Here is a 12,424-nt window from a genome sequence, read left to right as displayed (position 1 = left end):
GGGGGAGCGCGCGGGCCGACGCGCGGACGAAGCAAATCGCCCCTGGACGGGGGCGTTGCGACGGATACCGTCGTGCGTTCCCCGATGCTGGCGCGCTCGCTCGGTCTGCTCCCGGCTCTCCTCGCGTGCGCCTGCGCGCTCGGGCCCGAGGCGAGCCCGGCGGGCGGCGCGGCCGGTGCTGCCCGGCGCGCGGGTGTGTCGAGCGTGCCGGGGGGGCCGGGCGCGTGGGGCGCGATGGGCGCGGGCGACGCCGCCGGTGTCGCCCGGCCGGGGGCCCGCTACTTCCAGGAGATCGCGGACGGGGTGTTCCGCGTGACGCGCGACGGGCCGGACGCGGCCGTGGTCGATCGCGTCGTTGCCGGCGGCGCGCGGCTCGAGCTCGGCGCCGGCGGGCGCGTCGTCGCGGCGGCGTGGGAGGCCGAGCTGTGGGCGGCGGGCGAGCCCATCGTTGGATCGCTCGCGATCGCGCCGCACCTTGGCGGGGGCTTCCTCCACTGGAGCCGCAGCAGGGCGTTCCGATCGCGCGACTTCACGGGGCCGCTCGCGGAGGTGGCGCTCGGCGGCGGCGCGCGCGCCGTGCGGGGCGCCCGGAGCGGGCTACAGGGCGTCGTCGTCTTCACCGAGCAGGGGCCGCGCGTGGTCCTGCCGGGCGAGGATCGCGGCAGGGCGCTCGACGCGCCGGCCGTCCACGATCTCGCGGCGCTGGACGCGTCGCGCGCGGTGCGCCTCGACGTCTTCGGCCGCGCCGCGACGACGGCGGACGGCGGCAGGACGTGGATCGACGTCGGCCGCCGGATCGGGATCGCCGCGCGCGGCGTCGGCGTCGCGCCGGGCGCGCTGTGGCTCGACACGGCGCTCGGGCGCGTGGCCATCCTGCCGGACGGCTCGCCCGGCCGGCCCGACGGCGATCTCCGCGGGATGTCGTCGTGGTCGGGCGGGTCGTTCCAGCTCCGCTTCGCGGGCGCCGGGGCCGGCGAGCGCGCGGAGCCGGCGGAGCGCGAGGCCGCGGCGGTCGCCGCGGCGGTCGCCGCCGGCGCGCTGCTGCCCGACGGGGCCGCGCTCGGGGTGGTCGACGGCGGCGTCGCGGCCGTCGACGCGCGGACGGGCGCGACGCGAGCGCGGCTCGCGAGCTGGTTCCCGGACGGGCTGGGCTGCGCGCCGGTGCGCGCCGAGGACGGGGTGCTCTTCCTCTGCGCGTGGGACGACTACGAGCGCGACGGCAGCTACGTCCTGCGCTCGGAGCGCGGCGAGCCGCCGCGCGTGGAGCGCGCCTTCAGCGACGACGGGTTCTTCGTTGCCGACGACGGCGGCGCGCTCGGGTTCGTCGGCGGGTGCGCGGCGTCGCCGCGGCTCGTCAGCGACGAGGAGCGCGATCGCCGGTACGGCGAGGTCGTTGTGCACCCGAAGGTCTGCGTGCGGCGCGGCCCGGGCGCCTGGGTCGAGCACGCGATCGAGGTCGGCGAGGGGGAGGCGCTCGTCGGCTGGGCGCCGCGCCGGGACGGGAGCGCTGTCGCGCTGCTGCGCGAAGGGCGCGAGGCGCTGCCGCCGCCCGTGGGCGCGCCGCGCGCCCGCGACGAGGGGGGCGCGCGGGTCGTGCGGATCCACGGGCATCTGGCGGGGTGGTACTGGACGCCGCCGTCGCGCGACGCGTCGCCGGTGCTCGTCGATCGGCGCTTTCGCGCGCGCGAGGACGGCGCGGTCGACGGGTGGCTGTCGTCGGTCGAGTGGTCCCATCCGGTCGGTCAGGCGAGCCTGGGGATCACGGTCGCGCCGGACGGGGAGGTCGCGGCGCACGCGCTGCCGCCGGAGCCGGCGGGGATGGTGGTGACGGGCGATCACGGGGTGCTCGTCACGCGCGGCGGGGAGCTCCACGAGACGCGCGATCACGGCCGGACGTGGCGCGCGGCCGGGCGCTCGCCGGTGCCGCCGTCGTCGTTCCAGGGCGCGTGCTCCGCGCTCGGCTGCGCGCTGAGCGGCGTGGTGCGGCTCGGCTGGGGCGCGGGCGATCTGGCGCCGGCCGTCGCCGCCGCGCCCGCGCCGGCCGCGGGGGCGGCGCCCGCGGCCGGCGCGGGCGTGCCGCAGGGCTCGCCGGTCGAGCCGCCGGTGCTGTCGTGCGCGCCGGTCGGCCTGCCGGCGCCGCTCCCGGGCGCCTCGCCCGCGGCCGGCGCGGAGCGGTGGACCGTGTCGACGCCGTACGGAGAGGTGATCGAGATCGTCGCGGACGCGGCGGAGCCCGGGAGCGGCGCCGGCAGGCCGACCGGGGAGGCGATGCAGCCCGACGATGCGGCGGCAGGGCAGGGCGACGCGGCGGCAGGGCAGGGCGACGCGGCGGCAGGGCAGGGCGGCGCGGCGGCGCGGAAGGGCGGCCCGAGGGCCACGATCCGGACGCACAGCGCGCTGTTTCGCCCGCCGTTCGGTCTGCGCGGCGAGGCGCTGCGGCTGAACGCGACCGACCTCGCGCTGGGCGGCCGCCGCGGCGGCGCGGAAGGGCGACGCGCCGGCGCGGTGCCGCTGCTCACCGCGGACGGCGAGGTCGCGTTGCTCGTGCTCGCCGAGGCGGGCGAGCTGCTCCTCGGCCCGGACGGCGCGCGGGCGCTCCCGGCGTTCGAGCCGCGCCGGGGTCCCGTGGACGGCGCGCCGGATCGCCTTGCTGCCGGTCTCCTGCTCGGTCCGGGCCGCGCGCTCGTGCTCGGCGAGCTCCGGCGCCGCGTGGCCGTCGAGGAGCACACGCCGGAGCCCCGGCAGCCCGCGCGCATCGTGGGGCTCGACCGCGAGGAGCTGCGCGGCCGGACGATGGCGCTCGCCCGGCGCGACGACGGCGAGGTCGGCGTGCTGGTGCTCGACGGCGTCGCCCCCGAGACCGCCGGGGCGGCGGTGCTCGACCGCGCGGCGGGGACGGCCGGCGAGGTGGCGGCGCTCGCGCCCTGGTCGACGCTGACCGCCGCGAGCGACCCGCGCTGCCGCGCGACAGGCGGCGCGTGGCGCGCGCTCGTGACGCTCGATCCGGAGGCCGCCCTGCGCCTGGATCGGCGGGCGCTGCCCGCCGTCGCGCTCGCGGATCGCGGCATCGCGCAGGTGCGCTGGGGGCGGGAGCGCGTCTGCCTCGAAGCGCTGCACGTCGCGGTCGTCGACGCGCGCCGGCGCGGGGACGGCCCGGTGGGCGCGGCGCTGATCGCGCGGTGGGCGGCGCCGCGCGGGCAGGGGGCCGGGGCGGGACGCGGAGAGGGCGTGTTGCGGACCCCGGAGATGACGCAGCGGGTGGCGTGCCTCGTGGAGGCTCGATCACCGGACGGGTGAGGGGAGGTCGCGCCGCGCGGCGCTCTCGCGCTCGCTGGTGCTCGGCCAGGGGATCCAGCGACTTGCAATGACAAGAATCCACGGACGCCAGGAAGGCTGTTTGCGCCCATCGCGGTTCAACACATTCCTCTCATGGGCTCTTCCAGGTACAGCTCTGGATCGCAGTGGCATGAAGCCGGCTCTCGCTCCTGGCGTCTTTGCGATTCAACGCCTTCTTCTCCTCTTCTGAATACCGCGCTGGACCCGCATCCCATCCCGGCGGCACAGCCGCCTCCCGTCGGCGCTGCCCACCGGCATCAACCCCAGCCGCCGCCCCGGCGGCGCAGAACGGGTACACTCGCGCCCTCGGAGGCTCGCATGACCACCCCGAACCCGCTCGCCAGGAAGCTCCAGATCAAGCCCGACAGCCGCCTCTTGCTCCTCGGGGCGCCCGACGACTTCGCCGCCGCGATCGAGCAGAGCGTCGACCAGACGGCCGCCGGCGTGAAGGACAGGAACGAGACGTACCGGCGTTGAGCGCCCCCTCGCGATCGCTCTCCCGCGCGCTCGCCCCGCTCGCGCTCCTCGCCGCGCCGGCGCTCGCGGCCTGCGGCGCGGCCGAGACGGCGCCGCCGCGGCCCGGCGCGATCGAGCCGCCGCGGCGCGCGCCCTCCACCGCCCCGCTCGTCGCGCTCGGCCCTGCCCGGTACGTGGCGCAGCCGGCGACGGGCCTCGTCGAGCGCGTGGTCCAGCGCGGCCGGGAAATCGACAGGGTGGTCGTGAGCGGCCGGCGCGCCGAGCTGCACGGGGTCGAGCAGCTCGTGCCCCTCGGCGCCGGAGGCCCGGAGCTCGCCGGCGGCGCCGCGTTCCCCGCCTGGGCTCCTCCGGGCGCGCCGCCCGGCTCGCGCTACGTGTTCTGGAGCGACAGGGACCTCTACACGGCGGCCAGCTTCTCCGGGGAGCTCCGCGCGCTCGCCCCCCTGCCCGGCGACGTGATCGGCGTGTTCCCCTGGCTCGACGGCATCGGCCTGATCACGTCCGCCGGCGCCTTCGCCGTCCACGGCGCGAGCGGCGCGCTGCGGCCGCTCGGCCCGCCGTCGATCGCCGCGGCCGCGGCGGCCGGCGAGCGCCGCGCGCTCGCCCTCACCGCCTTCGGGCGCGCGCTCCTGACGCTCGACGCGGGGGCCTCGTACCGCGACATCACCGCGGAGCTCGGCGACGCGGTCGCCGTCGACGCCCGCGGCGAGGAGCTCGTCGCCACGATGGCCGAGGGCCTCGAGCGCGCCGTCGACGCGCGCGGCCGCGTCGGTGAGCTGCGCGCGCCGCGCGCGCAACCTGCGGCCGCCGCCGCCTTCGCCGCGTGGCCCGACCGCGCGCCCTTCGCGCTCCTCGCGGCCGCCGTCGACGCGGGCCTGCCGCTCGCCGACGGCGGCGCCGCGGTCGCCGCGGACGGCCTCGTCGGGCGCGTCGACCTCGCGACAGGGCGCGCCTCGTCCGGCGCGCCCTTGCCGCCCGGCAGCGGCGCGTGCGCGCCGTTCCGCGCGGGCGACGCGCTGCTCGCCGTCTGCGCCGGCCCGGACCGCGCGAGCGTCGTGGACCTCTCCAGCGACGCGCGGGGCCCGCGCGCGCTCCGGATCGAGCGCGCGTTCGAGCTGCGGCCCGGGGCGGAGGAGAGCGACCGCTTCGTGGGCGTCGACGGCGAGGCGCTCGGCTACGTCGGGCCGTGCGAGGGGCTGCCGAGGCCGCGGCTCGATCTCCGGGTGATCTCCCGCGGGGCGCTCGCCGGCGGCTCGACGCAGGAGAGCGAGGTGTTCTGCGTGCGGCGCGGGCCGGGCGCCTGGGTCGAGCACCGCCTCGATCCGGCGGACGCGACCGACGTGCTCGCCTGGATCCCGCGCCGCGGCGGGGGCGCGGTGGCGATCGTCGCGCGCCCCGGCGCGCTCCTGCCGGGCGCCGAGCGCGTCGAGGTGCGCGGCGCGCTGCGCGTCGTGCGGCTCGCGCGGGGCGAGCCGCCGCTCGCCTTGCCCGCCTGGTCACGGTACGGCGACAGGAGGCCGGAGCTGCTCTCCCGCGCCCTCGCCGCGCTCGCGGACGACACCGTCGAGGGCTGGCTCCCGGTCCACGATCACGCGGGCCGCCTCGCGCCGGTCGCGATCGACGCGGCCGGCAGGCTGCGCCGCTACCCGCTGCCGGCGCGCGCGAGCGCGATCGAGGCGTCGGGGCCGTTCGCGCTCGTCGAGACCGAGGACGGCCGGCTCTTCGAGACGATCGATCGCGGCAAGCGGTGGGCGCCCGTCGCGCCGCCGCCGGGCAGCGCGGCCGCGCGCGTCGAGCGGTGCTCCGCGGTGGGCTGCCGCGTCGGCCCGTTCCTCCGGATCGGGTGGTCGTCCGCCCCGCGCGCGGGCGTCGATCGCGCGGCGGCCCCGCCCGGCGTAGCGGCCCCGCCCGGCGCAGCGGCCCCGCCCGGCGCGGCCGCTGCGGCGCCGCCCCCCGGGCGCGCGCCGCGCGATCGCGACGGGCCGGCGCGGTCCGTGCGGCCGGCGCCCGTCGCGCGCCTCGACTGCAGCTTCGCGGGGCCCCTCGCCGCCGCGCGCGTCCCGGAGTCGCACGGGTTCGGCGCCGTCGCCGCGCCGCCCGTGCGCGGGGCGAGCCCGATGCGCCTCGGCACCCTCGGGATCCTGACGCTGCCGTCGTTCGGCGGCGCGCTGCCGGCGCCCTTCGCCGATGCGGAGCTCGCCTGGATCGCCCCGCTCGATCTGCGCGCCGAGATCCGCCGCGCCGCCGTGCCGCTCACGAGCGCCGCGCTGGCCCAGCTCGAGTACCGGCCGTACGAGGCGCCCGTCGCGCTCGTGATCGATCGCGACGGGCGCGTGGCCCCGGTGGCGGCCGGCCCGGGCGAGGCGTGCCTCGCCGGCGTGCTGGACGCCGCGCTCGCGACGCGGCCGATCGGCGGCTGCGCCCCCGCCCGCTCGGTCGGCGTCGATCTCGGCGACCGCGCGGTGTTCCTGAGCGCCCGCCACGACGGCCTCGCGGTGAGCGCGGTCGACCTCCGCGCTGTCGCGGGGGCGCGGGGCGCGTCGCTGGCGGGGGCGCCCCGCGGGGGCGGCGCGCCGGGGCTCCGGGAGCTCCACGTCCAGCGCACGGCGCGCGCGTCGCCGTCGAGCGCGCAGCAGGCGCGCTTCGCGTACGGCGCGGGGGCGCGCGACGGCGCGCCGGTCTTCGTCGCGGTCTCCGGGGCCGGCGGCGCGGTGCTCTCGCCCGTCGATCCGGCGCTCGGCACCCTGGGCCCGGAGGAAGCGCTCGCCCCGCTCGGCGAGCTCGCCGCGGGCAGCGCGCCGTCGTGCGCCCCGCGCCGCGGGGACGCGCGCGTGCTCCTGCCGTTCGAGTCGGAGATCGGCCTCGTTCGCGGCGCGCTGCAGGGGGTCGTCGAGGCCGCGACGGCGGGCGCCGCGGTGATCCGGTGGTCGCGCGACCGCGCGTGCCTGGACGCCGTGGAGCTCAACGTGCGGGACGAGCGCTACGAGGTCGATCCCGGCTTCTACGAGGTCACCGGCACCGTGAAGAAGCTCGTCGCGCGCTTCGCGGGGCCGGCGCCCGCGGCGCCCCCCGGCGCGCGGGGAGGCGCCGCGGCCGTCGGCGGCGGGCCGGCGCGAGGCGAGCCGCCGCGTGGCGCCGGCGCCGGCACGCTCGTGCTCGTGGCGCACGGCCAGGAGGTGCGGCAGCCGGTGCGGTGCACGGCGGTCGTGCGCTGAGGCGGTTCACCGGGAGCGCGCCGCGGTGTACGTTCCGAGCGCCTCCATGCGCAGCGTGAGCTCCTCCGGCGGGCGCGCCGCCGCCGCGATGACCTCCCGCGCCGGCGCCCTCCTCGCGCTCGCCCTCGCCGCCGCGTGCGGCGCCGCCCCGGAGCGCGCTGCACCGCCCGCGCCACCCCGGGCCGCCGCGCCTGCCGACCCGCCGCCGCTCTCCCCCGCGCGCTATGTCCTCACCGAGGGCCTCGGCGTCCTCTTCGACGCCGCCGGCTCCGGCGACGGCTCGCCCGGGCCCCGCCGCGAGCCGGCGCTCTACGAGGGGCTCCGCGTGCGGCTCGACGGCGGCGTCGTGATCGCCGCCGCGGCCGCCTCCGAGCCGCTCCGCGGGTTCCGGTCGATCCCGGCGCGCCTCGGCGGCGGGTTCGTCCTGTGGTCCGAGGGTCGCGTCTACCGCGCCGCCGATTTCCTGGGCGATCTCGCGCCCATCGCCGACATCGGCGCCCCCGGCGGCGCGCGGCCGTACCTCGACGCGATCCTCCTGCGCACCGGCCGCGGGCTCCTCGCGTTCGACCCGGCCACGCTCGCCCTCCGCCGCTTCGGCGCGGCGGGCGTCGTCGACGCCGTGGCCGTCGACGCCCGCCGCGCCGCGCGCCTCGACCTGCTCGGCCGCGCCTCCGTCACGCTCGACGGCGGCGCCACCTGGACCGACGTCCTCGAGGCGCGCGGGCTCGCCACGACGCTGCTCCAGGAGCGCCGCGACGCTGTCGCTCTCCTCGGGCCGGCGGGCGCCCCCACGCTCCACCTGACCGCCGCGGGCCTCGCGCCCCCGCCGCCCGCGCCGACGCGCGACAGGCCGAGCCCCTCGCTCCACCTCCCGCCGGCGACGGACCCGCTGCGCGACGGCCCCTCGAGCCGCGCGCTCGCCCCGGACGTTGTCGCGCTGGCCGCGGCGACCGGCGCGCTCCTCCCCGGTGGCAGGCTGCTCGTCGCGCGCGACGGCGGCCTCTCCCTCCTGGCCGCGGCGACCGCCCGGCCGATCGCCGCCGCGGAGATCGCGGACCTCGACCCGCGCTACGCGCGCTGCCAGCCGTTCCGCGCGGGCGACGACCTCCTGCTCGCGTGCGCGCACGAGGCCGCCCACGTGCTGCGCCTCGAGACGACGCTCTCCGCGCCGCGCCTGGAGGCGACGTTCCCGCCCCGCGACAGCGACCCCGACCCGCTCGCTGCGCCGCGGGGGGCGTTCGTCGGCGACGACCGCGGCCGCCTCGCGTTCGCGGGCCGGTGCGGCAGCGCGCCCCCGGGGCTCCACGACTTCGCGGGGCTCCCGGACGACGCCGCGCCGGGGGGCGAGCGGTCGCCGTGGCCGCGCGCGTCGCCCCTGCCGCTTCCTGGCGAGGCGCGCTCCGGCGCGGCGCGCTCTGGCGGCGAGCCCGCCGACGGCCACGCCGCGCGCGTGTGCGTGCGCGCCGGCGGCGGCCGCTGGGTCGAGCGGCGTATCGAGGGCGAGGACGCCCGAGGCCTCTACCGCTGGATCCCCGGCGCGCGCGGGACCGTCACCGCGCTCGTCCTGGAGCCGCCGAGGGGACCGTCGGCGCGGCCGCCCGACGCGGCGCGGCCGCCCGACGCGGCGCGGCCGCCCGACGCGGCGGACGAGGCCCCGCGGCCGCGCCTTCCTGCACCGCGCGCGCGCGACCACGTGGACGGCGCTGACCGCGCCGACCGCGTCCCCGCCGCCGTTCCCGAGGGCGTCCGCGTCCTCCGTGTGCGCGAGCGCGACCCGGCGCTGGCGGGCGGCGTCTTCCCCGCGCCCCTCGACGCCGCCGCGTCGCCGCGCCTCGTCGACACCGACTTCTGGGAGGACGACGACGGCGCCGTGCGCGGCTGGCTCCACCTGCCCGACGCGGCCGACGCCGCCTCGCCCGCCCTCGACGCGCTGCCCGGGGCGGACCCGCCTGCGTCGGCCCCGCGCCTGCTCTCGCACCGCCGCGGCGGCCGCATCGCCGGCCTGCGCATCGACGCCCGCGGCGGCGTCACGGTCTTTCCCCTCCCGGCCGCCGTCGCGCACGTCGTCGCCGGCGGTCGGTTCGCGCTCGCCGCCACGGGCGACGACCCGCCGGGCTTCTTCGAGTCGACCGACGGCGGCCGGTCGTGGCGCCCCGTCCAGGGCCCGCCGGCGCGCGGCATCGAGCCGCCGCTCGACGAGGGCGCCCCCTTCGCCTGCTCGCCCATCGGCTGCGCCATGGGCGATCACGGCCTCGTCCGCCTCGGCTGGGGCGGCCCTCCGCCGCCGCCGCGCGGCGCGCCGCCGCCCTTCGCCCCGGCCGCCGGCCCCGCGATCCCCGCCGCGTCGCCGCCGCTCGTCTCGTGCCGCCTCGACGACGACCTCCCGGCGCTCCCGTCCCCGTCGTCCGTTTCCCCCTCGCCCCTCCCGTCCCCGCGCCCCGCGCCCCGCCGCGCGCTCCGGCCCACCCCCGCGGCGCCCGGCGATCGCGCCGCGCCCCTCCCGGGCGACCCCGCGCCCCCGGCCGTCTCGCTGTGGACCGCCCCGTCCTCCCGGCTCGGCGTGCTCCGCGACGGCGCCCTCACCGCGACCGTGATCCCGCCGTTCGCGACCGCCGCGCCGCGCCGCGTGTCGCTCCGCGGCGGCGGGCTCGCCGCGGCGTCCGGCGGTGCCGTCCCCGTGCTGCTCGCGCCCGGCGCGGGCGCGCCCGTCGATCTGCTGCTGCACCTCGACGACGGGAGCGGCCCGCGCCGCCTCCGCGCGCGCGCCGGCGCCCCGCAGGCGGCGCTGCTGCCGTTCGACCACGCCGGCGCGATCGCCGCCGCGGCCGAGCTGCCGGGCGGCGACCTGCTCGCCTTCGACGCCGCGAAGCGCAGCCTCCTCCTCGCCACGCGGGACGCCACGCTCACCATCGCCGGGCTCGCGCCGGTCCCCGACGTGGCCGGCGTCCGGCTCACCCTCGGCCGGCGGCTCGACGCGCCCGGCTTCGCCCTCGTCGGCTACGCCGTCGCCTCGGGGGACGTGTTCGCCGGGCGGCTCGACGTCGCGCGCGGCGAGGTCGGCCCGCTCGAGCCGCTCGGCTCCCTCGCGTCCCTCCGCGAGATCGGCGCCGGCGGCTGCGGCGGCGCGCGGCCGTCGCTCCGGTTCATCGCCGAGCTGCCCGCGGCGCTGCGGGTGGCCTCGAGGAGCGGGGCCCCGCTCCTCGACGAGGACGTCCCCGCGGCCGCGCTGCTCGCCGGCGACCGCGGCGCGCTGTGCGTCGAGGCCATCGAGCTGCGCGCCTCCGCGAGGGGCTCGCCGGATCTCGTCGCGGTCTTCGGCCCTGGCGGGGGCGCCGCGCTCCGCGGCGCCGGCGCGCGGCTCCGCTGCGAGCTCGTGCCGGACCGGCCCTGACGCCCGGCGCATCCCGGGAACTCCGCTCCGGCGGGGCTGTCGTGCTAGGGTCGCCCCATGCCCGCCCTTCGATCCCTGGCCCTGCCGATCGCGGCGGCCGCGTCGATGCTCGGCCTGCTGTTCGCGTGCTCCGAGCGGCCCACCAACTTCCCCGACCGCGACGGCGTCATCGCCGCCCAGGCCGAGTGGTGCGCCGCCCTCGCCAAGCTCCATCGCTCCGGCGCCAACTGGGAGCACATGAACGCGTGCAAGGCCGCCTACCCGACCGCTTCACCCACGTATCTCCGCGCGATGACGAGCTGCTTCTCGCGCCGGATGGAGGCCGCCGCCGATAGCTCGCCGGACCGGAGCCAGATCATCCTGGAGTGCAACGACGAGGTGGCCGTCAACATCAACCCGGACGACCCGGCGGCGAAGCCCGTCATCGACTCCCGCTGCGCGCGCATGCTCCGCTGCGAGGGCGTCCCCGTCGCCACCTGCCAGTCCGCGTTCAGCAAGCTCGAGTCGGCCCAGCGCGCGATGTTCACGACGATCTACAACGCCTCCGGCCGCTACGAGGTCATCGACTGCCTCGAGAACGCGAGCTGCACGGACAACGAGGAGGCGGGCCGCCAGGCCTGTTACAAGCCCACCTCCGACGCGCTGCTCTGGTTCCCCGACTGAGCCCTCCGGCCGCGGGCGCCGCGCGCTCCGAGCGCCGCCGCGCCCTCCCGCGCGCCACGTGCCCGCGCCCTCCCGCGCGTCACGGCCCGCGCCCTCCCGCGCGCCGGCGGGCCGCGCCCTCCCGCGCGCCGGCGGGCCGCTCGTACGTACCTCGTTTCCACGAGATCCCTGGTAGCGTGCTGCGCATGCGAACCGCCCGACCTCGATCCGATCACCTGTCCCAGCTCGGCGCGCGGCGTCAGCGCGCCGCGCGATCTCACGCCCGCCCCGGCGCGGCCCACGCAGGGGCGGCGCGCCGCCTCGACGGCGGCCGCCGGCTCCTGCTCGCGCGCGTCGTCGCCGCCGCGCTCGCCCTGCTCGGCGCGTGGCTGCCCGCGACCGCGGCGCACGCGGCCGGCACCGTCACCCTCGCCGATCGCTCGCCCAAGGAGGACGGCGGCCGGTGGAAGCTCAAGATGACGATCAACTACGGAGGCACGCCGCACCTCGGGCACATCCCGATGCTGTTCTCGTTCACGCCGACGATGCACTACGAGCGGGCGCTCACCGACCAGTCGCCCGAGAAGCCGGTGTTGAACAAGATCCCGCTCCACAACCAGCAGTCGATCAACGAGAGCATGGACGTCGGCTTCTCCGACGGCAGCGGCAAGGTCTTCGCGATCACGAAGTTCGACTTCGTCCTCCGGCGCGATCGCGGCTTCGAGGCCGGCGAGTACGATCTCGTGATCAAGCGCGCGAGCGACGGCGTGCAGATGGGGCAGAAGCAGAAGATCACGCTCCAGGGTGAGAACGAGGTCATCGATCGCCGCGCGATCGTCTTCACCGGCGAGAAGAAGAAGAAGGACACCTCCGCCGACAAGGCGGAGAAGGCCGACGCCGAGAAGAGCGACGAGCCCGCCGGGGACGAGGCGCAGGCGGAGCCTGCGTCCGACCCGGCCGATGCCGACGCGCCCTCCGACGGCGCGCTGCCCGACGAGGCGCCGCCGCCGGTGGAGCCGAAGCAGGGGGGCTGCGGCTGCCGGCTCGGGCCCGACGAGGCCGCGACGCCCCTCGCGCTGCCGCTCGTCGCCCTGGGCGCTGCTGTCGCGCTCGCCAGAAGGCGCCGCGCGCGCCGCGGCTGATCGCGCGCCGCGCCGCCACACGCAGCTGATCGCGCGCCGCGGCTGATCGCGCGCCGCGGCTGATCGCGCGCCGCGCCGCCACACGCCGCGCCGCCACACGCCGCACCGAACCGACGCCACGCCCGGGTTCGCGCCGCGCGCGCCGGTCGCCGCGCCCGCAGCCGGGGCGGACCTTCCATGGCGCGGCGGCCCTCTCTGCTGCATGTCGCGCCTGGACGTTG

At 79.6% G+C, this 12,424-nt stretch carries 6 protein-coding genes; all 6 read left to right on the top strand.

Features of this window, described 5'->3' with window-relative positions; genetic code table 11:
* Nucleotides 1-72: 72 nt before the first annotated feature.
* The 6 genes from WMF24_RS27400 (at nucleotide 73) to WMF24_RS27375 (ending at nucleotide 12,203) form a co-directional block, all read left to right on the top strand.
* Complete coding sequence (locus WMF24_RS27400) at nucleotides 73-3,297, top strand: hypothetical protein (protein WP_437730344.1); 3,225 nt, start codon at nucleotides 73-75, stop codon at nucleotides 3,295-3,297.
* A gap of 357 nt (nucleotides 3,298-3,654) precedes the next feature.
* Nucleotides 3,655-3,813 (top strand): hypothetical protein, encoded by a 159-nt coding sequence (locus WMF24_RS27395; RefSeq protein WP_437730343.1) that lies wholly within the window; start codon nucleotides 3,655-3,657, stop codon nucleotides 3,811-3,813.
* A complete protein-coding gene (locus tag WMF24_RS27390) occupies nucleotides 3,810-7,028 on the top strand; it encodes a hypothetical protein (protein ID WP_437730342.1) in 3,219 nt (1,072 codons plus the stop codon). Before WMF24_RS27395 ends, WMF24_RS27390 begins: the two co-directional genes overlap by 4 nt.
* Before the next feature lie 46 nt (nucleotides 7,029-7,074).
* Nucleotides 7,075-10,419, top strand: coding sequence for a hypothetical protein (locus tag WMF24_RS27385; RefSeq protein WP_437730341.1), 3,345 nt, complete (start codon nucleotides 7,075-7,077; stop codon nucleotides 10,417-10,419).
* Nucleotides 10,420-10,476: 57 nt separating this feature from the next.
* Nucleotides 10,477-11,082, top strand: coding sequence for a hypothetical protein (locus WMF24_RS27380; protein WP_437730340.1), 606 nt, complete (start codon nucleotides 10,477-10,479; stop codon nucleotides 11,080-11,082).
* A gap of 185 nt (nucleotides 11,083-11,267) precedes the next feature.
* On the top strand, nucleotides 11,268-12,203 hold the full coding sequence (locus tag WMF24_RS27375; protein ID WP_437730339.1) for an MYXO-CTERM sorting domain-containing protein: 936 nt from the start codon (nucleotides 11,268-11,270) through the stop codon (nucleotides 12,201-12,203).
* Nucleotides 12,204-12,424: the final 221 nt, after the last annotated feature.

Origin of the sequence: Sorangium sp. So ce1335 (assembly GCF_051521615.1) — a bacterium.
In the GTDB taxonomy this organism is placed as follows: Bacteria; Myxococcota_A; Polyangia; order Polyangiales; family Polyangiaceae; genus Sorangium.
Note: the sequence above shows the minus strand (reverse complement) of the source record. Positions and strands in the feature narration are given on the sequence as shown.